The sequence below is a fragment of the Bradyrhizobium sp. HKCCYLRH3073 genome (assembly GCF_051167995.1).
In the GTDB taxonomy this organism is placed as follows: Bacteria; Pseudomonadota; Alphaproteobacteria; order Rhizobiales; family Xanthobacteraceae; genus Bradyrhizobium.
The window spans coordinates 25,633-46,809 of the sequence record NZ_JBNPUD010000019.1 but is presented as its reverse complement, the minus strand read 5'-3'; the positions used below and the strand labels follow the sequence as shown (position 1 = coordinate 46,809).

Annotated in this window: 19 protein-coding genes; 11 read left to right on the top strand and 8 right to left on the bottom strand. The window is 66.4% G+C overall.

The features are described from left to right. The first annotated feature begins 75 nt into the window (after nt 1-75). Both ACQR1X_RS29720 and ACQR1X_RS29715 read left to right on the top strand, forming a co-directional pair. The gene (locus ACQR1X_RS29720; RefSeq protein WP_434900157.1) at nt 76-996 is read left to right on the top strand and encodes a DMT family transporter; all 921 of its coding nucleotides are present in this window, start codon (nt 76-78) and stop codon (nt 994-996) included. Beyond that, nucleotides 993-1,754: an MBL fold metallo-hydrolase gene (locus ACQR1X_RS29715; protein ID WP_315801559.1), complete on the top strand. Its 762-nt coding sequence runs from the start codon at nt 993-995 to the stop codon at nt 1,752-1,754. Before ACQR1X_RS29720 ends, ACQR1X_RS29715 begins: the two co-directional genes overlap by 4 nt. 13 nt (nt 1,755-1,767) lie before the next feature. Here ACQR1X_RS29715 and ACQR1X_RS29710 read toward each other — a convergent pair whose 3' ends face one another. The 5 genes from ACQR1X_RS29710 to ACQR1X_RS29690 form a co-directional block, all read right to left on the bottom strand. Next, nucleotides 1,768-2,547, bottom strand: a complete 780-nt coding sequence (locus tag ACQR1X_RS29710) for a TIGR02186 family protein (RefSeq protein WP_315801558.1) — start codon at nt 2,545-2,547, stop codon at nt 1,768-1,770. Beyond that, a complete protein-coding gene (locus ACQR1X_RS29705) occupies nt 2,544-3,470 on the bottom strand; it encodes a sulfite exporter TauE/SafE family protein (RefSeq protein WP_316181963.1) in 927 nt (308 codons plus the stop codon). Before ACQR1X_RS29705 ends, ACQR1X_RS29710 begins: the two co-directional genes overlap by 4 nt. Nucleotides 3,471-3,623: 153 nt before the next feature. Then, nucleotides 3,624-4,457: a hypothetical protein gene (locus ACQR1X_RS29700; RefSeq protein WP_434900156.1), complete on the bottom strand. Its 834-nt coding sequence runs from the start codon at nt 4,455-4,457 to the stop codon at nt 3,624-3,626. 157 nt (nt 4,458-4,614) lie between these two features. After that, entirely contained in the window at nt 4,615-8,136 is a 3,522-nt protein-coding gene (locus tag ACQR1X_RS29695; RefSeq protein ID WP_434900155.1) for a hypothetical protein, read from the bottom strand. 188 nt (nt 8,137-8,324) lie between these two features. Continuing rightward, nucleotides 8,325-8,912, bottom strand: coding sequence for a PadR family transcriptional regulator (locus ACQR1X_RS29690; RefSeq protein WP_315801554.1), 588 nt, complete (start codon nt 8,910-8,912; stop codon nt 8,325-8,327). A gap of 137 nt (nt 8,913-9,049) precedes the next feature. On the opposite strand from ACQR1X_RS29690, the gene ACQR1X_RS29685 reads away from it, so the two are divergent. The 4 genes from ACQR1X_RS29685 (at nt 9,050) to ACQR1X_RS29670 (ending at nt 15,014) form a co-directional block, all read left to right on the top strand. Continuing rightward, nucleotides 9,050-9,448, top strand: a complete 399-nt coding sequence (locus ACQR1X_RS29685; protein ID WP_315717936.1) for a nuclear transport factor 2 family protein — start codon at nt 9,050-9,052, stop codon at nt 9,446-9,448. 129 nt (nt 9,449-9,577) lie between these two features. Further along, nucleotides 9,578-11,368 carry an acyl-CoA dehydrogenase C-terminal domain-containing protein gene (locus tag ACQR1X_RS29680; protein WP_315801553.1) on the top strand — a complete coding sequence of 597 codons (1,791 nt, stop codon included), beginning with the start codon at nt 9,578-9,580 and terminating at the stop codon, nt 11,366-11,368. An 83-nt stretch (nt 11,369-11,451) separates the two neighbouring features. After that, entirely contained in the window at nt 11,452-12,660 is a 1,209-nt protein-coding gene (locus ACQR1X_RS29675; protein ID WP_315801552.1) for an acetyl-CoA C-acetyltransferase, read from the top strand. A 140-nt stretch (nt 12,661-12,800) separates the two neighbouring features. Next, nucleotides 12,801-15,014 (top strand): 3-hydroxyacyl-CoA dehydrogenase NAD-binding domain-containing protein, encoded by a 2,214-nt coding sequence (locus ACQR1X_RS29670; protein ID WP_315801551.1) that lies wholly within the window; start codon nt 12,801-12,803, stop codon nt 15,012-15,014. A gap of 190 nt (nt 15,015-15,204) precedes the next feature. On the opposite strand, the gene gstA is transcribed toward ACQR1X_RS29670, so the two are convergent. Next, complete coding sequence (gstA, locus tag ACQR1X_RS29665; RefSeq protein ID WP_315801550.1) at nt 15,205-15,819, bottom strand: glutathione transferase GstA; 615 nt, start codon at nt 15,817-15,819, stop codon at nt 15,205-15,207. A 145-nt stretch (nt 15,820-15,964) separates the two neighbouring features. Here gstA and ACQR1X_RS29660 point away from each other — a divergent pair, with 145 nt between their 5' ends. From ACQR1X_RS29660 to ACQR1X_RS29640, 5 genes are all read left to right on the top strand, one after another. Further along, on the top strand, nt 15,965-16,453 hold the full coding sequence (locus ACQR1X_RS29660) for a MarR family winged helix-turn-helix transcriptional regulator (protein WP_315801549.1): 489 nt from the start codon (nt 15,965-15,967) through the stop codon (nt 16,451-16,453). A gap of 96 nt (nt 16,454-16,549) precedes the next feature. After that, nucleotides 16,550-17,920 carry a glutamate--cysteine ligase gene (locus ACQR1X_RS29655; protein WP_434891682.1) on the top strand — a complete coding sequence of 457 codons (1,371 nt, stop codon included), beginning with the start codon at nt 16,550-16,552 and terminating at the stop codon, nt 17,918-17,920. A 249-nt stretch (nt 17,921-18,169) separates the two neighbouring features. Continuing rightward, on the top strand, nt 18,170-18,832 hold the full coding sequence (locus tag ACQR1X_RS29650) for a PAN domain-containing protein (RefSeq protein ID WP_316182063.1): 663 nt from the start codon (nt 18,170-18,172) through the stop codon (nt 18,830-18,832). Nucleotides 18,833-18,964: 132 nt separating this feature from the next. Then, on the top strand, nt 18,965-19,363 hold the full coding sequence (locus tag ACQR1X_RS29645; RefSeq protein ID WP_315801547.1) for a thioredoxin family protein: 399 nt from the start codon (nt 18,965-18,967) through the stop codon (nt 19,361-19,363). 6 nt (nt 19,364-19,369) lie between these two features. Beyond that, nucleotides 19,370-20,086, top strand: coding sequence for a cytochrome c biogenesis CcdA family protein (locus ACQR1X_RS29640; protein ID WP_434891683.1), 717 nt, complete (start codon nt 19,370-19,372; stop codon nt 20,084-20,086). A gap of 91 nt (nt 20,087-20,177) precedes the next feature. Here the strand turns inward: ACQR1X_RS29640 and ACQR1X_RS29635 are convergent, their stop codons facing one another. Together ACQR1X_RS29635 and ACQR1X_RS29630 are read right to left on the bottom strand one after the other, a co-directional pair. Further along, entirely contained in the window at nt 20,178-20,747 is a 570-nt protein-coding gene (locus ACQR1X_RS29635; RefSeq protein ID WP_316218234.1) for a nucleotidyltransferase family protein, read from the bottom strand. 83 nt (nt 20,748-20,830) lie between these two features. Further along, nucleotides 20,831-21,169: an MmcQ/YjbR family DNA-binding protein gene (locus ACQR1X_RS29630; protein WP_434874819.1), complete on the bottom strand. Its 339-nt coding sequence runs from the start codon at nt 21,167-21,169 to the stop codon at nt 20,831-20,833. Between the last annotated feature and the right edge of the window lie 8 nt (nt 21,170-21,177).

The following is a 21,177-nucleotide window of genomic DNA, read 5'->3' as shown; positions in this document are numbered from 1 at the left end:
CACTGAGTTTCAGTCTATCATTTAATTTCCAGATGGGAAAGAACAGCCCTACATCGAGGACGAAGGAGATCCCCGATGTCGTCCGTATCCTCCGTTGCGGTGACCCCCGTGAAGTCGAACCTGCTGCCGCTCGAGATCGGCCTGTTCTGCCTGCTGTGGAGCTTTGCCTTCGTCGCCGGCAAGATCGGCGTCACCTATTGTCCGCCGCTGCTGCTGCTCGCGGCGCGGTTCTCGCTCGCCGGCGTGCTCATTCTCGCGGTGCCGGCTATCCGGGGCGAGCTGCGCATGAGCTGGCGCGATGCGGCGGTGTTCGCGATCATCGGCATCGCCAACAACGCGCTCTATCTCGGCCTCGGCTACACCGGCTTGCAGACGGTGTCGGCGGGGCTCGGCGGCCTGATCGTCTCGGCCAATCCGGTGTTCACCGCGGTGTTCGCCGCCCTGCTGCTTGGCGAGCCGCTGACCCTGCGCAAGGTCGCGGGCCTCGCGCTCGGCACCATCGGCGTCGCCATGATCGTCTGGCACCGCATGTCCGTCGGCACCGACCACCTCGAAGGCATCCTCTATACGCTGGCGGCGCTGGCCTCGATCGTCACCGGCACCATCCTCTTCAAGCAACTCGCGCCGAAGGGCAGCCTGTGGGTCGGCAACGGAATCCAGAATCTCTCCGCCGGGCTGGTGCTCTGGCCGGTGGCGCTGGGCGTGTCGCACGTTGGCGAGATCGTGCTGAATGCGCAACTGATCGGTGCGTTCGCCTTCCTGGTGCTCGGCGGCTCGATCCTCGCCTACGTGCTCTGGTTTCACCTCCTGAAGGTCTGCGGTGCGACCGCCGCCAGCGCCTATCACTTCGTGATGCCGCCGCTGGCGATGATCTTCGCCTTCGTGGTGCTCGGCGAGCACGTGGCGCTGCAGGACCTGCTCGGCGTCATACCCGTCGCGCTCGGGATCTATCTGGTCACGCGGGCGCCGGCCCGCACGGTGGGAGCACAAGCATGAGCGTTGCGATCACCCTGATCGGCGGCCCGACCGCCCTGATCGAAATCGACGGTTTCCGCCTGCTGACCGATCCGACCTTCGACGATCCCGGCACATATCAGCTGCCGCACGTCACCCTGGAGAAGCTCTCGCGACCGGCGCTGACGGCAGATGCGGTCGGCGACGTCGACGCAGTGCTGCTCAGCCATGATCAGCATTCCGACAATCTCGATCATGGCGGACGGGCCTTCCTGTCCCGTGCGCGGCGCGTGCTGACCACCGAGATCGGTGCAATACGGCTCGGGGCGTCAGCCGAAGGGCTCGCGCCCTGGAGCGAAACCGAGCTGACGAAGAATGGCAGGTCGTTGAAGGTTGTGGCAACCCCGGCGCGCCACGGTCCGGCCGGCATCGAGCCGGTCGCGGGCGATGTCATCGGATTCGTGCTGCAGTCGAAAGGGTCTGCGCCGATCTATGTCAGCGGCGACACCGTGTTCTACGACGGCGTCGCCGAGGTGGCGCGGCGCTTTCGTGCGGGAATCGTGCTGCCGTTTGCTGGCGCGGCGCAGACGCGCGGGCCGTTCCACCTGACCATGGACACCAACGACACGATCGAGACGGCCCGGGTGTTTTCTGACGCGCTGATCGTTCCCGTCCACACCGATGGCTGGGCACATTTCCGGCAGAGCGCGCAGGACCTGCGCAACACGTTCGACGTACTCGGCTTCGGGGCGCGGCTGAAGCTGCTGGAGCCAGGTGTGCGGACGGTGATCGAACGCTGACCTCGCACAGCGACTAGTCCCTTCGGAACACGATCGACGCCATCCATCCCGTCATCAGCGCCATCGCGGCGGTGACCAGGCCATAGACGAAGCCGTTCTGCTTGGCGGAGGCCGCGACGAACTGCTCGAAGCCGACCTTGACGATCTCGAACGCAGTCTCGGTCTTGGTGACCAGCGCGCCGTCGGCGAGCAGCTTGATCTCGACCTCGTAGGTGCCGATCGGGACCGCAGCGGGCAACGGGATTCCGGTGCGGAACAGCGTCGGCGTGAGGAAGGTCACCGCGGACGTATCCTCGCGGTACAGGCCGTGCTGCGACTGCAGCCGCACGAAGGCGCTGCGGAACGCGTCGTTCGGGACGACATCGGCATAGTCGGGACCGACGCGCTGCGTGAGCAGCACGTTGTTGAGTCCGAGCTGCTGCCGGCGCAGCACCTCGGGCGCGGCCATCGCATCGAAGGGGCGGTTGGCGAACAGCGCCAGATAGCCGGGCACTTTCAGGAACTGGCGGGAGTCGGTGTTGATCCAGATGCCGAACTTTCGTTCCTTGCGTCGCGTCACCATGTCGGCCCGCGGTCCGCGGACGGTGACGACGAGGTCATAGGCGGTGCGGCCCGGCGGCGTCTGGATGTCCTTCTCGACCGAGCCGAACAGCACCAGCTCCTCGCCGGAATAGTTCGGCGTCACCGTCACGCGATGGTTGGAGACCGAGACGATCAGGCGCTCGGCGCGTGCGGATGCGGCGCCGGCCAGCAGCAGCATGACGATAAGGCTGGCGAGGCGGAGCGGCGTCATTGGCTGATCTCGGTCTCGCGGATCGTGAACAGGTCGTCGGGCTTGATCACGAGCTCGATCGCGAACCGGATGCCGACGGCGAGAATCAGCAGGCCGAGCAGCAGCCGCAACTGCTCGCCGCGGATCATCTGGCCGGCGCGAGCCCCGAACTGCGCGCCCGTGACGCCGCCGACCATCAGGATCAGCGCCAGCACGGCGTCGACCAGATGATTGCTCATCGCGTGCAGCATGGTCGCGATCATCATGGTCGCGAGCGTCAGGACCATCGAGGTGCCGATGACGGTCGAGGTCGGCACACGCAGCAGGTAGATCAGCAGGGGCACCAGAATGAAGCCGCCGCCGATGCCCATCACGGCGCCGAGGAAGCCGATGATCAGACCGATGGCGATCACCGGAATGACGGAGACGTAGATCTTCGAGCGCTTGAAGCGCATCTTCAGCGGCAGGCCATGAATCCAGACATGGCTGCCCGGACGCCGCACGGTCGCGACCGCGCCCTGGCGCGCGCGCATCATCGCGCGCAGGCCTTCCCAGAACATCGTGCCGCCGACGCTCGTCAGCAGCGCGACATAGGACAGCGCGATCATCAGATCGAGCTGGCCGAGCGACCGCAGCAGGGTGAAGGTGGCGACGCCGAGCCCCGTGCCGAGCGCGCCGCCGATCATCAACACCGAGGCCAGCGAGGGATCGATGGCGCGCCGCCGCCAATAGGACAGCGCGCCGGAGAACGACGAGGCGGCGATGTGGCTGGAGACCGAGGCGACCGCAACTGCTGGGGTGATGCCGACGAAGATCAGGAGCGGCGTCATCAGGAACCCGCCGCCGATGCCGAACATGCCGGAGACGAAGCCGACGGCCGCGCCCATCGCCAGCAACAGGAAGATGTTGACCGGGATGTCGGCGATCGGAAGATAAATCTGCATCCGCGCGGCCTCTGCCATCCTTCGAGCGAGCATCCCGCGCATGCCATGCAGGACGCCAAGCTCCTGCATAACCGAAAATCGCAGCGAAGGGATCAGTCATTCCCGCCCGAAGTCACATCCGCCGACGCCGAGCGTGGGGTTCTGAGGGCTCGGTCAAAGGGCCTTGAGCTGCGCGGTCACCAGCCTCATGGCCTCGGCATCGCTCGGATCGAGCCAGCGGATGTCGCGGGTCTGCGACATCGCCTCGATGACCTGCGACGATACGCCCATGCGCGTCATGTAGCCGAGGATGGCACCGGTGACGCGCTGGGTGTCGGCGACCGCGTCAGCGCCGCGGGCCTCAGACGTGAAGCGGTGCACGCCGAGCGCCGAACCATCGAGGCCGTAGCGGGTCTGCCCGCCGGCAAAGGCGAACACGCAGGCGCTGGCGCAGAAGCCCGGACGGATGCGGCCGCCGTTGTCGGCCACGCCGACGGCGGTCGCGAGTCCGTGGGCGCGGATGATCTCGCCCATCAGCACCCCCTGGTCGAGGTTGCCACCGGGCGAGGACAGCAGGATCACGTCACCCGGCTTGAGACGGGCCTCGCTGATCCGCTCACGCAGCCAGCCGGCCGCCGCTGGTCCGATGGGGCCGCTGACGGCGAGCACGGCGCGCCTGTCGCCCAGCCCGGCAAGGACGGGGTCGGCGACCAGCGCCGCCGACAGACTTGGCGAAATGTACTGATCCTTCCAGAACGACCAGGCGTCAGGCCGCGACAGGTCGCGGTAGGCGCGAATGCCCCCGCCGAGCACGATTGCAACGAAGAAGATGACGGTAGCCAGCCGGCGCCATCGGAACGCCGCAGGATAGCCGTCGGTCACGTGCTGCATTCGTTGGCGAGGAGGCGGAGCAGCGGCGACGTTCGCCGTGGTCCGCGGCGGCACGCGGGGCCCCGTCGGCGACTGCAGGAAGCGCGCGCCGTCCGGTTGTTCGTTCCCCGCTGACACCTGTCGATGCTCCTCGCGGCGCTCGTGATGATCCGCCGCGACAATCTATATCGATCGACCGCGCGACACTATGGCGGCGCGATCGCAAGCCGGGAGGATTTTTTTGGGCTGCGCGCGAGCGCTCGTCCATGTCGAGAGGGGGGGCGCTATACCCGTGTCAGCGCGGCGCCGTCGCCGCCGCGCGCTTCGCCAGGGCCGCCTTGGCGGCGGCTGCCCTGGCGATCGCCTGCGTGCCATCCCAGCCGCCGGCGGGCGCCGGCACGTTCACGGCGTCGTCGGGCTGCGGTTCGACCGTGAAGGTCTGGATCGCGAGCTTGGCCGCGGCGAGCGACTGGACATCGAGCCGCTTGGCGACATCGTCGCGCTTGCGCCCTGCGTCGACGTCACCCTGCGCTGCGGCCAGGGTGAACCATTTGTAGGATTCGGCGAGGTTCTGTTCGACGCCGATGCCACGGGCATAGAGAATGCCGAGGTTGAACTGGCTATCGGCGACGCCGCGCTCGGCGGCCTTGCGGAACCATTGCGAGGCGCTCTTGTAGTTCGCGCCCTTGCCGCCGCCGTCGGCGTCCAGGACGGCGAGATTGTGCATCGCCTTGGCATTGCCGCGCTCGGCGGCGACCACGTAGTAGCGGCGGGCGATGTCGGCGTCCTTCTTCACGCCGAGACCCTTCTCGTAGAAGGTGCCGAGACGGAAGACCGCCGGGATCAGCCCGGCCTGCGCCGCGCGGTCATACCACTTCGCGGCTTCCTCATAGTTCGCCGCGACACCCTTGCCCTCGGCAAAGCGCACGCCGACTTCGTAGGCGGCGGTCGGATCACCCTTCAGTGCGGCATTGCGCAGCGCCAGTCCGCCGATGGCATCGGGCAGCTTCTCGGAGGCGGGCACCTGCACCAAACCGAGCTTCTGGCCGTTGGCAGCGGTGGGGATCGTGCCGGTGACGTCAGTGGGGACGGCAGCGGGTAAGGTGGCTGGCTTTTCGACGTCCTGCGGGATCGCGAGCATCGCGATCGTCTCCGCTTCGCTCGGCATGGCCCGATTGTAGGACTGACGGTCGAGCGGCGTCGGCGAGGTCAACGACGGCGCGCTCTGGTCGGGCGTCGTCGGCCGCGGCGACAGGCTCGGCGAGGCCGACGGCATCTGCGCGCGCGGCGCCTCGCCCTGAGTCTCCATCGGCGAGATCGGCGGCGGCGTGCTGCCGCTGTCGAGCAGCGACATCGCGAATTTGAAGGTGCCGAGCACGATCACCACGACGCTTGCACCGACCAGGAGCGAACGGATCTTCGACCCGATGGTCGAGACCTCTTCGTCGCCCTCGGCGGTGAGAGCGAACGTCGGCTTGTCCTTGGGTTTGGCCTTGGGCTTGACAGCGTCGCTGGCGACGTCCTTGGGGAGGTCTTTCGGCGGCTCCTTGGCCTTGTCCTTCGGCTTGTCCTTCTTCGCCTTCTTGGCGTCCACAGGCTGTGCGGCCGCCGCGGCCTGCGCCGCGCGGCGCGCAGCCGCGATGAAGCTCGATGTCGACACCGGCTCCCGCTTGCCGGCGGGAAGCTCGCTCAGGGCATCCTCGGACGCGGCGATCCGCTCGGCGGGCGATGCGGTCCGGCCAGGCGGACGGGTGCCGGGTTCGAGCGGATGATCCGGTGGCAGCTCGGGGACGAAAACGGTCGGGCGGGGCGCCTGCGCTGCGTGCGGCTCCAGGATGTCGGCGATCGCCTTCGGCGGAATCGGCGGCGGCATGGCAGCCGATGGCGCCTGCGCGGCGTGGAAGTCGCGCGAGGCCGCTGCGAACGCCTGTTGACCCGCGGCCGGAGCGACAATCTGTCCCGCTGGCTCCTCGGCCGCCGGATTGGGCAGCTCCGGGCGGTAGGCAGGCTCTGGCTTGGCCGGCTCGGCATAGGCCTGGGGCGCTGTCGCGCGTGCGGCCGGCATCGGCGACTCGATTGGCGGCGCCAGCGGCGGCAGCGCGGCCGGCGGGCTCGCGGTGGCGCGCACATTGCGCAGGTCGCCTTCGATCATGGCGAGGCGGTCGACGACGTGCCCCAGCGTGTTGTGGACGGCCTCGAGCGAGTCCTGGGTGTTGCGGTCGGTCTCGGTCTGGCTGAAGCGGATGTCGGACAGCTCGCGCTTGACCATGTCGATCAGGCCGCCGTCCTGCGACGTTTCGCGCTGCGACCGGCTCTCCGCCAGCGCTGCGAAGGTCGCCTGCTGCCGTTCGAGATAGCGCAGGATGTCCTGCAGGCCATCCTCGACCCGGGTCATGTTGCCGCCGCGCGGGTCGTTGGCGGCTTCGAGCCGCTCCAGCAGGTAGCTGATCCGCTGTTCGAGATGCGTGATCGCCGATGAGCCGTCGCTGCCGACCTGCAGGCGGTCGATCCGGTCGGACAGGCCGCGCAGCGCGTCCTCGATCTGGGCGGTGTTGTCGGGCGCGGCCGCCGGCGGCTCGCGGCTCTCCAGGGTCGAGGTCAGCGCGGCGATGCGCTGTTCGAGCGCCGCAAACGACTCGTGGAACGAGTCGTGATTGTCGCGCGCCTGCGTGACCTGGTCGACCTTCGACGACAGCTGGCGGAGATCGTCCGACAGCCGTTCCAGCGCGTCGTTGGAGGCGACATTGGCGACGATCGCACGCAGCGCCGCGATGGCGCTTTCGAGCTGCTGCACGGTGCCGGGGTCGTCATTGGCGCGCAGGATCAGGTCGAGCTTGGCGCCGAGATTGCGGATCGCCTCGTCATAGACGGCGAGCTGCTCGGCAGGCTTCAGCGAGCCGACGACCTCGCGGATGTCGGTCAGCGCGCGCTCGATGCCGGCCAGAGCCTGGCCGTCGACGCCGGTGTTGCGGTTCTCGTCGATGCGGCGCGACAGCGAGCGGATCTCGTTCTCGATCGACTCGATCGCGCGGCGCGGCATCGCCTCGGTAATGGCGTGACGGATCTCGGAGAGCTCGTTGCGGAAGCCGGCGATCGACTGCTCGATGCCGTCCTCGGGGCGATGCAGCGCCTCGATCTGGCTCGTGATCTTCAGCAGATGGCGTTCGAGCAGCGAGAAATCGGGAGTGGGTGCCGCCGGTTGCGGCGGCGTCAGCGGCGCGCTGATCGGGGTCATCAGCGGCGCTGCTGCGGATGCCATGGCAGGCGCGGTCGGCGGCGCCTGGTGCGGCGGCAGCGGGCGCGCATTGTCGAGCTCGCTCTGGCGGGCGCTGATTTCGGCGACGGCCACGTCGAACGAGCCTGCGCTGAGCGCCTGGGCCGGCCGGTAGAGCTGTGCGGCGGCGCGCTCGACGCCGTCAGGACCACGATAGCGGTCCTCGGTGTCCGGCTTGCGCAGCGGCGTCGAGATCTGTGACAGGCGGGCGTCGAGCCGCGAGATCGCGTCGTTGAGCTGGCGCGCGACGCCCTGCTCGTCGCGCGGCGCATCCTTGCGCGCGACGGGGCGCGACATCTGCTCGATCTGCCGTGCGATGGAGTCGAGCCGCTGATGGATGTCGGTCACCTCGCGGGCATCGCGGCTGACGGTCGGCGTGCTGCGTGGCGCGGGGCTGCCGCGGAAATCGGGCGGGGCCGATGCGCCGAGCGTGGAGTTGATCCAGTCGTTCAGCGTCATGCCGGCGCGTTGCGCCGCGGCCTCGGCCCTTTCACGGACGGACGGGTCGATGCCTTCATTACTCCACGGTACGCGCGAATTCATGTCTCGTCCGGTTCCGCTTCCAGCGCTCCACCAAGCGCCTCCAGCCTCCCCACGCGTCCCGGACATGAACATGAACGGGTCCGCGCAGATCGTCTGCTCCAGGTCCCGACTTTTGACTTTTACGGTAAATAACGCGTTAAGTTTACCGCCGGCGCGGTCAGAAGTTTTGCGCTGTCAAACGGCGCGTATCAGCCGGCATTTTCGCGTGATGATGGATCGAGCGGCCGCACGCTGCTCGCGCCGGATATCGTCGACAGCGCGGTGATCGCCTCTTCGCACCATTCCGCCACCATGCGCTCGTGGCGCAGTCCGAGCCGCAGGTTGAGAAGCTTGCCCATATCGGCAGGGGCGACGCTGCCATCAGCGTAATGCTTCTTGAGGATGCGGTCGTAGCGCTCGGCACGGTCGCGATGATGTTCCAGCCGCGCCATCAGGTCGGCCCGGATCGGCCCGATGTCGGCGGCGCCCAGCGCATAGAGCCGGACGAGAAGATCGTCCTTCGTGGAAGCCGGTGTGCTCGGCCGCGCCGCCCAGCTGCGGAACGCCGCGCGGCCCTCGGGGGTCAACGTGTAGACCAGCTTGTTGGGCTTGCCGGTCTGCACCACCTCGCGACCCTGGATGTAGCCGCGGTCGCGCAGCCGCGACAGCTCGCGATAGATCTGCTGGTGGTCCGTCTTCCAGAAGAAGCCGATCGAGGAGTCGAACGTCTTGGCGAGCTCGTAGCCCGTCATCGGATGTTCGGTAAGGCAGGCGAGGATGGCGTCGCCGAGGGCCATGGCCGGAAACTGCTCCCGTTTTTCTGATCGTGTTCTGCCCCGCTCCACGCTTGACATTATGCACACTGGCGCATATGCGTCAATGTGCATATGGGGTGGTTGTGGTGCTGGCCTGTTCCGCCCCGAGGAGACGCCCAATGACAATGACCGGCCTCGATGGATGGTACGGCTATATGAGGTCTCACGATCTCGGCGCTTTGCGGGAGCTGCTGCACCCGGACGCCGTATTCGAAAGTCCCGTCGTGCATACGCCGCAGCGTGGCCGCGACATCACCTTCAAATATCTCGCAAGTGCCGAGAAAGTCCTGGGCGGTCCCGGATTCAAGTATGTCGGGGAGTGGCGTAACGCCACGGGCGCCGTGCTCGAATTCGAGAACGAGATCGAAGGCATCAAGCTCAACGGCGTCGACATCATCAGCTTCGACGACGCCGGTCTGATCACCCATTTCAAGGTCATGGTGCGCCCGCTCAAGGCGATCAACCTGCTGCACCGCCTGATGGGCGAACAGCTCGCCGCGATGAGCAAGCCGTCGTGACGTGACCGACGGCCGCAACGTGACGGCTGCCGCAAGTGCCTCAAACCCGCTACAGTCCGCGGCCTGCATTGTCTGCCGCGTCCGTGGAAATCCCAGTCTGAAACTTCAGCCTTCCTGCCGGAGACGCCGATGCCGATCTACAAAGCCCCCGTGGAAGATGTCACCTTCCTGCTCAACGACGTGTTCCAGATCGACCGCTACGACAATCTGCCGGGCTTCTCCGATGCCTCGGCCGATGTCCGCGAGGCGATCCTCGGCGAAGCCGCCAAGCTCGCCGAAGAGGTTCTGCACCCGCTGAATCGCGTGGGCGATCTCGAGGGCTGCAAGCGCCATGACGACGGCAGCGTGACAACGCCGAAGGGCTTCAAGGACGCCTACAAGCAGATCGTCGAGGGCGGCTGGCTCGGCCTGTCGGCACCGACCGAATATGGCGGCCAGGGCCTGCCGGTGACGCTCAGCCAGACCGTCAACGAGTTCCAGTGCTCCGCCAACATGGCCTTTTCCATGTATGGCGGCCTTACGATGGGCGCGACGGCGGCGCTCATCGTGCACGGCAATGAGGAGCAGAAGAAGACCTACGTGCCGAAGATGGTCGCCGGCGAATGGACCGGCACCATGAACCTGACCGAGCCGCATTGCGGCACCGATCTCGGTCTCTTGCGCACCAAGGCGGTGCGCCAGGCCGACGGCAGCTTCAAGATCTCCGGCACCAAGATCTTCATCTCCGCGGGCGAGCATGACCTCGCGGACAACATCATCCACCTCGTGCTCGCCCGCATCGAGGGTGCGCCGGCCGGCATCAAGGGCGTGTCGCTGTTCGTGGTGCCGAAGTTCATGGTCAACGCCGACGGCTCGGTCGGTGCGCGCAATGGCGTCAGCTGCGGCTCGATCGAGCACAAGATGGGCATCCACGGCAACTCGACCTGCGTGATGAACTACGACAACGCCACCGGCTGGCTGATCGGCGAAGAGAACAAGGGCATGCAGGGCATGTTCGTGATGATGAACGAGGCCCGGCTCGGCGTCGCCGTGCAGGGTCTCGCGCAGTCCGAGGTCGCCTATCAGAACGCGGTGGCCTATGCGCGCGAGCGCATCCAGGGCCGCTCGCTGACCGGCGCCAAGGCGCCGGACAAGGCCGCCGATCCGATCATCGTGCATCCCGACGTGCGCCGCACCCTGCTGTCGATCCGCGCCTTCAACGAGGCCGCGCGCGCGATGGTGGTGTGGACCTCGCTGAAGAGCGACGTCGCGCACCGCTCGGCTGACCCGAAGGACCGCCAGGCGGCCGACGACCACATGGGCCTGATGACGCCGGTCATGAAGGGCTACATGACCGACATGGGCTTCGCCAACGCCGTCCAGGCGCAGCAGATGTATGGCGGCCACGGCTACATCGCCGAGCACGGCATGGAGCAGTTCGTGCGCGATGCCCGTATCGCCATGATCTACGAAGGCGCCAACGGCATCCAGGCGCTGGACCTCGTCGGCCGCAAGCTGCCGCGCGACGGCGGCCGTGCGGTGATGGCGTTCTTCAACGAGGTCGGGACCTTCGCCAAGGAGCAGGGCGGCAATGACGCGATGAAGCCGTTCGTAGCTCCCTTGTCGACCGCGCTCGGCCATCTGCAGCAGGCCACGACCTGGCTGATGCAGAACGCGATGACCAAGCCGGACAATGCCGGCGCCGCCGCGACCGACTACATGCATCTCTTTGCGCTGGTCACCTTCGGCTACATGTGGGCGAAGATGGCCAAGGTCGCGCAGGACAAGATTGCGGCCGGTGACAGCTCGACCTATCTCACCACCAAGCTGGTGACGGGGCGCTTCTTCATGGAGCGCGTGCTGCCAGAGACGGCGGCGCATCTCGCCCGCCTCCAGGCCGGCTGCGCGACCGTGATGGAATTGCCGGCGGAAGCCTTCTGAGGATCAGACGAGAGCCGGTGCGCGCCGCGCGCCGGCTCCGTCGTCAATGCCAACAACAAATCTGACCAGATGAGGAGGGCGTGATGCCTGAGGCCTTTATCTACGACCACGTACGGACTCCCCGCGGCCGCGGCAAGGCCGACGGCAGCCTGCATGAGGTGACCGCGCTCGCGCTCGCCACCGTGCCGCTGAAGGCGCTGAAGGACCGCAACAACATCCCTGAGGACGCGGTCGACGACGTCGTGCTCGGCGTGGTCGATCCGGTCGGCGAGGCCGGCTCCGACATCGCGCGCTTCGCCGCGCTGAATGCGGGTCTCGGCGATGCCGTTCCGGGCATTCAGATCAGCCGCTTCTGCGCCTCCGGCCTTGACGCCGTGAACTTCGCCGCGGCGCAGATCATGAGCGGCCAGCATGAGCTGGTCATCGGCGGCGGTGCGGAATCGATGAGCCGCGTCGGCATCGGTGCTTCCGGCGGTGCCTGGCCGATGGATCCGTCGATGGCGGTGCCCGCCTACTTCATGCCGCAGGGCGTCTCGGCGGACCTGATCGCGACCAAATACGGCTTCTCGCGCGACGACGTCGACGCCTATGCGGTCCAGAGCCAGCAGCGCGCCGCGAAGTCCTGGGAGGAAGGCCGCTTCGACAAGTCGGTTGTGCCGGTCAAGGACATCAACGGCCTGACCATCCTCGCCAAGGACGAGCACATGCGTCCGTCGACGACGATGCAGTCGCTGGCGCAGTTGCAGCCGTCGTTCGTGCAGATGGCGCAGATGGGCGGCTTCGACGCAGTGGCGATCCAGTCGCATCCGGAGATCGAGCGCGTCAACTACGTGCATCACGCCGGCAACTCCTCCGGCATCGTCGACGGCGCAGGTGCGGTGCTGCTCGGCAGCAAGGAGGCAGGCGCGAAGTATGGCATGAAGCCGCGCGCGAAAATCCGCGCCTTCGCCAATATCGGCTCGGAGCCCGCGATGATGCTGACCGGTCCGGTCGACGTCACCGAGAAGCTGTTCGAGCGCTCCGGCATGAAGAAGTCGGACATCGACCTGTTCGAGCTCAACGAAGCCTTCGCCTCGGTCGTGCTGCGTTACATGCAGGCGTTCGAGATCGACAAGGACAAGATCAACGTCAATGGCGGCGCGATTGCGCTCGGCCATCCCCTGGGCGCCACCGGCGCGATGATCCTGGGCACCGTGCTCGACGAGCTCGAGCGCACCGGCAAGGCGACCGCGCTGGTGACGCTGTGCATCGGCGGCGGCATGGGCACCGCGACCATCATCGAGCGGGTGTGACAACCGTAGGGCGGGTTAGCCGGAGGCGTAACCCGCCGTGTTGCGAGAGGCGGTGGGTTACGCTGCGCTAACCCACCCTACGATCGACGAATACAGGACAACGCCGCGCCGACCGGCTGCTGGCACCGAGGGAGATCCATATGGCCTTCAAGAACTTCAAGCTCGAAACCGATGCCGACGGCATTGCGCTGATCACCTGGGACATTCCGGGCCGTTCGATGAACGTGCTGGACGAGACCTCGACCAACGAGCTCGAGGCCATCGTCAAGCAGACCACCGCCGACGCCGCCATCAAGGGCGTCGTCATCACCTCGGCCAAGGAGGCGTTCTGCGCCGGCGCCGATCTGTCCATGCTCGAAGGCATGAACCGCATCTATGCGGATGTGCTGAAGAGCAAGGGTGAGGAAGCCGCCAACCAGATGCTGTTCGACACCAGCCGGCGCTTCTCGCAGATCAACCGCTCGATGGAGACCTCGGGCAAGCCGTGGGTCGCCGCGATCAACGGCCTCGCGCTCGGCGGCGGCTTCGAGATCACCCTGTCGTGCCACTACCGCGTCGCGGCCGAGAACCCGAAGACCCGCCTCGGCCTGCCCGAGATCAAGGTCGGCCTGTTCCCCGGCGCCGGCGGCACCCAGCGCGTGCCGCGCATCGTGCAGCCGCAGGACGCCATGAACCTGCTGCTGAAGGGCGAAGCGCTGACGCTGGACAAAGCCAAGGCGCTCAAGCTGGTCGATGCGATCGTGCCGGCCGCGGATCTCATCAAGGCGGCCAAGGACTGGATCAAGGGTGGCGGCAAGGCGGTTCAGCCGTGGGACGAGAAGGGCTTCAAGCTGCCCGGCGGCCCGGTGTTCTCGAAGAACGGCATGATGATGTTCCCGGCCGGCAACGCCATCTATCGCCGCGAGACCTACGACAACTATCCGGCCGCGCGCGCCATCATGAGCTGCGTGTATGAGGGCCTGCAGTTGCCGATCGACGCCGCGTTGCGGGTCGAGTCGCGCTACTTCACCAAGATCCTGCGCTCCAAGGAAGCGGCGGCGATGATCCGCAGCCTGTTCCTGTCGATGCAGGAATTGAACAAGGGCGCGCGTCGTCCGGCCGACGTGCCCGCGACCAAGCTGAAGAAGATCGCCGTCATCGGCGCCGGCTTCATGGGCGCGTCCGTCGGCTATGTCTCGGCGCGCGGCGGCCTCGAGGTGGTGCTGATCGATCGCGACCAGGAGAGTGCCGACAAGGGCAAGGCCCACGCGCAGAGCGTGATCGATGGCCTCGTCAAGAAGGGCCGCGCCAAGCCGGGCGAGGCCGAGGCGATCATGGGCCGCATCACCGCCACCGCCGACTACGCCGCGCTGAAGGATTGCGATCTCGTCATCGAGGCCGTATTCGAGGACCGCAAGGTCAAGGCCGAGACCTATGCCAAGGCGCAACAGCACCTGAAGGACGGCGCGATCTTCGCGTCGAACACCTCGACTTTGCCGATCACCTCGCTGGCCGAGGAGTTCAAGGACCAGGGCCGCTTCATCGGCATCCACTTCTTCTCGCCGGTCGAGAAGATGATGCTGGTCGAGATCATCATGGGCAAGGCCACCGGCGACGTAGCGCTGGCGACCGCGCTGGACTATGTCCGCACCATCGGCAAGACCCCGATCGTCGTCAACGACTCCCGCGGCTTCTTCGCCAACCGCTGCGTGATGCGCTACATCGCCGAGGGCAACGAGATGTTCCTCGAAGGCGTGCCGCCGGCGATGATCGAGAACGCGGCCAAGATGGCCGGCATGCCGGTCGGCCCGCTGTCGCTGTCGGACGAGGTCGCGCTCGATCTCGGCCTGAAGATCATGAAGGCGACCGAGCACGATCTCGGCCCCAACGCGATCAACCAGGACCACAAGAAGCTGATGGTCGAGCTGGTCGAGAAGCAGGGCCGCTTCGGCCGCAAGAACGCCAAGGGCTTCTATGACTATCCCGAGAAGGGCAAGGGTCAGAAGAGCCTGTGGCCGGATCTGGCCAAGCTGCAGCCGAAGCATCTCGATCCGGATACGCTGGATGTCGAGGAGCTGAAGCAGCGCTTCCTGGTGGTGCAGGCGGTCGAAGCCGCGCGCACGGTCGAGGACCACGTCATCACCGACGTGCGCGAGGCCGATGTCGGCTCGATCCTCGGCTTCGGCTTCGCGCCGTTCACCGGCGGCACGCTGTCCTACATCGACTTCATGGGCACCAAGAAGTTCGTCGAGCTGTGCCACACCTTCACGGCGAAGTACGGCTCGCGCTTCGCGCCGCCGAAGCTCCTGGAGGAGATGGCCGCTAAGGGCGAAACCTTCTACGGCCGCTTCCCGCCGAAGAAGGCGGCGGCTTAGTCCTGTTGTGAGTTAGCACGGAGCCGGCCTCGCCCGATCTCCGTTCCCTCCCCCCTTGTGGGGGAGGGTTAGGGAGGGGGGTAGCCACAGGCGACGGTGTCCGTGGCTACCCCCCTCTCTATCTCTCCCCCACAAGGGGGGAGAGAACCTACTGCCCGGGTGGCAGCAGAGAGCTCTTTCAACAGCGAGCTCACCCCGCCTTCATCAGCCCTTCCTTGGTCAGCGCTTCCTGCACCTTGGGGCGGGCCGCGACGCGGTTCTTGTAGGCCACGAGATTCGGCATCGCCGACAGGTCGAACTTCATCCGGTCGGCCCAGGTCAGGATGGTGAACAGATAACCGTCGGCCACCGTGAACTGGCTGCCCATCAGGTAGTCGCGGCCGGCGAGCTGGCCGTCGATGTACTTGAACTTGCCCATCACCCGGTCCTTGAAGAACGCCTTGGCCTCGTCGGCGAGCACGGGAGAGAACATCGGGCCGAAGTTCTTGTGCAGCTCGGAGGTGATGAAGTTCAGCCACTCCAGCAGCTTGTAGCGCTCGCCGCTGTCGCGCGCCGGCGCCAATCCCTTGTCCTTGGCCTGGTCGGCGATCATCTGGACGATGACCGGTCCCTCGGTCACGATTTCGCCGCTCGGCAGCCCCAGGGCCGGCACCTGGCCCTTCGGATTGACCTTGAGATAATCGTCGCCATTTTCCAGGGTCTTGGCGCGCAGATCGACCTTGACCAGATCATAGGGCAGGCCGGCCTCGAGCAGGGCGATATGGGGCGAGAGCGAGCAGGCGCCGGGTGAATAATAAAGCTTCATCTTGTATTCCCTCCGTGAGACCTTTTCTTCGTGGAACCGGTCGGGGCGCCACATCCGCCTTTACATGCAGATGCATGGAATAGTCAAGATTGATGCAGCTGCATCGAATGCGCTAGACTGCGCATCTGAGGATACGAGCCGGCCCATGAAACGCAAACCATCGACCGAGGCGACCGCCGCCTGGATCCGCCTGATGCGGGTCCAGAGCCGGGTGCTGGACTGCGTCGAGCAGGAGCTGAAGAAGGCCGGGTTCCCGCCGCTCGCATGGTATGATGCGCTTCTCGAACTGTCGCGCGCGCCCTCCGGCGAGCTGCGTCCGGTCGAGCTGGAGCGGCAGATGCTGATCCCGCAATATTCCACCTCCCGGCTGATCGACCGTCTGGTCGACGAAGGTCTGGTCGTCCGGCGCGAATGCAAGATGGACAAGCGCGGCCAGTTCGTCGAGATCACCGAGGCCGGGCGCGAGCTGCAGAAGCGGATGTGGTCGGCCTATTCGGCCGCGATCGAGAAGCATGTCGGCTCCAAGCTGTCGGATACCGACGCCGCAAAGCTCTGCATGCTGCTGGATCGCCTCGGCTGCTCCTGTGGTCAGGCCGCTCCGTTGGCGGCCGGAGAGGGCGCAGCGATCCGATGAAGCATCCGTTCCCATTCACATCCGCGGCCCCCTGGGGTCCGCGGCCCTTCCTGTCACCACGCGCGACCCTCGAAGCGCTTCTGAACCGAGACTCCCATGGCGCGTGACCAGATCGATATGACCCCGCTGCAGTCGCGCGACGAGCTCGTGGCCTGGCTGGCCGCCGGCGTGAAGCCGCCGTCCGCCTTCCGCATCGGCACCGAGCACGAGAAGACGCCGTTCACGCTCGACGGTCACCGCCCGGTCCCCTACGAGGGTGCGCGCGGCATCGGCGCGCTGCTCGAAGGCATGAAGCTCTTGCTCGGCTGGGAGCCGATCATGGAGCGCGGCAACATCATCGGGCTCTATGACGTCACCGGCGGCGGCGCCATTTCGCTGGAGCCCGGCGGCCAGTTCGAGCTGTCCGGCGCGCCGGTCGAGACCGTGCACCAGACGCATGCGGAGCTGATGGCGCATCTGGCGCAGGTGCGCGAGATCGCGACCCCGCTCGGTATCGGCTTTCTCGGCCTCGGCATGACGCCGTCCTGGTCGCGCGCCGAAATTCCGATGATGCCCAAGGGCCGCTACAAGATCATGACCAGCTACATGCCGAAGGTCGGCAGGTATGGCCTCGACATGATGTACCGGACCTGCACAGTGCAGACCAATCTCGACTTCTCCTCCGAAGCCGACATGGTCAGGAAGCTCAGGGTCTCGGTGGCGCTGCAGCCGATCGCAACCGCGCTGTTCGCCAATTCGCCGTTCACCGAGGGCAAGCCGAATGGCTACCTCACGTTCCGCTCCGAGATCTGGCGCGACACCGACAATCAGCGCTCGGGCATGATCCCGTGGGCGTTCGAGGACGGCATGGGCTTCGAGCGCTGGGTCGACTACGCGCTCGATGTTCCGATGTATTTCGTGAAACGCGAGGAGACCTATATCGACGTTTCCGGCACTTCGTTCCGCGACTTCTTCGCCGGCAAGAATCCGGCGATGCCGGGCGAGCGGCCGACGCTGTCGGATTGGGCCAATCACCTCTCGACGATCTTCCCCGAGGTGCGTCTGAAGCGCTACCTGGAAATGCGCGGTGCCGACGGTGTGCCATGGGGCCGGCTACCGGCGCTGCCGGCGTTCTGGGTCGGCCTGCTCTACGACGATGTCAGCCTCGATGCGGCCTGGGACCTCGTCAAGGACTGGACCGCGTTCGAGCGCCAGAACCTGCGCGACGACGTGCCGCGCCTCGGCTTCAAGACGCGCATCCGCAATCGCTACGTGTTCGAGGTGGCGAAGGAGTGCCTGACGCTCGCCCATCACGGCCTGCGCCGCCGCAACCGCGTCGATCAGAATGGCCGCGACGAGAGCCGCTATCTCGAGCCGCTCGATCAGATCATCGATTGCGGCCGCTCGCCGGCGGAGGAGATGCTGGAGAAGTTCGACGGCCCGTGGGGCGGCTCGGTCGAGCCGGCCTACGACGAATATGCGTTCTGATCGGAACGGCCGTCCCTGCAGCCGTCGCAGGTTCGCTGCGTCGCCTGTTCCACGTTGAGGCGGTTGGCGGCTCGGGTCCCCTGTTCTCTGTTGCGATTTGTGTCTCAGGATCGATTCAGCGCCTGGGCGCCGCTGCTTTGCCTTCCGCAGCTCCCCCAGTCCGGGCCGTTCATCCGCCATACAGGTTCGTGGCGATCAAATGACTGCCTAAAAACTCGCAAGAAAACTCGAACATTAACAATGGGTCGGATGGTTCAGCGGCGGCGCGTGGGGCGCTTCATCGGGGCATGGCTGAGGGCACTGGCGTGCCTGTTCGTGGCTGCCTGCCTGACGCCGGCTTCAGCCCAGACCTATTCCGATCGCCCCGGCGGCGACTACATGAGCGCGCCGATCGCCTCCGGCGACCCGGCCGATTGCGCGCTGCTGTGCGAGCACGACCGGCGCTGCCGCGCCTGGAGCTTCAGTTATCCGACCGTGATGGAAGCGGGTGCGGTGTGCTGGCTGAAGAACAGCGTGCCGTCGCGGGTGCCGGACAATTGCTGCGTTTCCGGCGTGCGCGGCGCTGGTGTCGTCGAGATCCGCAACGATGCGGTCGAGACGTCGATCGACCGTCCCGGCGGCGACTACCGCAGCTTCGACATCAAGACCACTGATCTGAAGGGCGGCGACAAGGCCGAGAAGGCCGCCGACAAGGGCGACAAGAGCAGCGGCGACAAGGCGGCGGACAAGAAGGAAGAAAAGGCCGCCGACGCCGAGGAGATCTGCAAGGCCGCCTGCACCGGCGACAACAAGTGCCGCGCCTGGACCTTCGCCCGACCCGGCTATGCCGGCAAGGAGGCGCATTGCTTCCTGAAGAAGGAAATCAAGCCGCCGCGGCGCAAGGCGGGCTTCACGTCGGGCGTCGTTCGCTGACCTGGCAAACGTCCGGCCCGCAGATTTTCTGCATCGTCGGGTAACATTGCATCCGTCTCCTGCGTATTGAACGACGGCACCGGACGGCTTTCGCCGCCGGCTGCCTGTCGCAACGCAGAGATCGGGTGTGTCATGACGTTTTCGCGCAGGTTCTTCGTCACCGCAGCAGTCGCTGCCACGTTTGCTTTCGCGGGGCTGAAGGCGGCCTCCGCCATCGAGACCGCCTATTCGGACGCCGCCTTCAAGGCTGCTCAAGCGGCTGGGCAGCCGATCCTGATCGAGATCCATGCCGGATGGTGCCCGACCTGCAAGGCGCAGAAGCCGATCATCGACAAGCTCGCGGCAGAACCCAAATTCAAGGACCTCAAGATTTTCCGCGTCGACTTCGACGACATGAAGCCGGTGGTGAAAGCGTTCGGCGCGCAGATGCAGTCGACCCTGATCACCTTCAAGGGAACCACCGAGACCGGACGTTCGGTCGGCGACACCAAGGAAGCCTCGATCGCGGCGCTGCTCGACAAGAGCCTGTAGCGCATCATGCTCGCGCTGCTGCTGGCCTTCGTGGCCGGCCTGCTCTCGATCCTGTCGCCCTGCGTGCTGCCGCTGGTGCCGATCGTGCTCGGCGCGGCGGCCTCCGCGCATCCGCGCGGTGCGCTGGCGCTCGCGGCCGGCCTTGCGCTGTCCTTCACCGGTATCGGCCTGTTCATCGCGCTCGCAGGTAACGGCCTCGGCCTCGATGCCGGCGCGTTCCGTCTTGTCGCAGCGATCATCATGCTGGCGATCGGCGTCGTGCTGCTGGTGCCGTCCTGGCAGGCGCAACTCGCCGTCGCAGGTGGACCGGTGCAGCGCTGGGCCGACTGGCATTCCCAGGGCTTCGCAACGTCGGGCGCCGGCGGCCAGTTCATGATCGGGCTGCTGCTCGGCGCGGTGTGGTCGCCCTGTGTCGGTCCGACCTTGGGCGCGGCGTCGCTGCTGGCCTCGCAGGGACGCGACCTCGTGATGGTGAGCCTGACCATGCTGGCCTTCGGCCTCGGCGCCGGCCTGCCGCTGGTCGTGCTCGGGGTGCTGTCGCGAACGACCATGGTACGCCTGCGCGCGCGGCTGCTGTCGGCCGGCAAGCTCGGCAAGATGCTGATGGGGGCGGCCTTCGTCGTCGTCGCGGTCGCGATCCTCAGCGGCGTCGACAAGCAGCTCGAGGCGTGGCTGGTCGCCGTCTCGCCGGCGTGGCTGACGGAGCTGACGACGTCGATCTAACGTCCGAGCTGCATAGGCGGACCCACAACTCAGTGTCATTCCGGGGCGTGGCTCCGCGCGCCCCGGAATGAGCTGTTGCTATCCGCGCGGATCATTCCTCAGGAGCGATCACCGTGATCTCCGGCCACAGTGCCTTCCAGCGCGCCGCCTTGGCCGTGTAGTTCGTCACCGAGAAATTGGCCGTATAGTTCGGACGCACGATCATCTGGGCGATGTCGTCGAGGCCCTTGGGGGCATAGAGCTCGTAGCCGCCAGAAGCCGGTCGGATGCCGACCTGCGTGTTCACGGTGAGGAAGCGATCGATGCCGTCGGTGGACCGTGTCACGGCAGGGTAGGGCCGGCCGTGCTTGGTCGGATACCAGAGATGCACGCGCGCCTGATTGCGGACTTCGACTTTGGCATCGACCCGATCGAGACAGGATGCCATGCGCCGGATCACGGCATCCTCGGCATCCCACGACGTGTCGGGATCGAAGTAGAAGATATCGTAGTCGTTGATGCCGTGATCGACCGGGCGGCCGGTGCGCACGTTCCAGACCGTCTGGGTCAGGCAGCCGGCGACGATCCACGCATCAGGCAGCGTCGTCACGCGCAGCATATCCAGGATCGCCGTGTTGACGGGATTGCGGAGCGCTGACGCGACGAAGTCCTCTTCGGTCATGCCCGTGGATAGCATGCAAATGGCATCCGATCATGCGGACATTGCTGCACCCACCGCACCGGATGCGGGAAAAAGCCGAGCGCTCAACCGCAATCGAACGCGGCGACGGCTTTCCGGGACGCCAGTGCCCGCCACTGCCGCCGCAGCAGCGGCGCGACGTCAGCGGCTCTCGCCTCGGACAGCCGCAGCAGCACGATTGGATAATCGCGGTAGTGATCAGTGAAATAGAACAGCTTCGGCCGGCTTTCCACCAGCATCGCGCGTTCGTCCGGCGGCACGCCCGGAAGGACGAGACTGTCCCCGTCCTCCTTCAGGCGCGCCAGCATCTTGTTGCGCACCTTCAGCGCTGACGTCCCATAGGACGTGCCGTCCTCGACCTCCGGCCATGCCAGCGCGAGCGCCCTGACATCGTCGAAGGTCATCGGCGTTC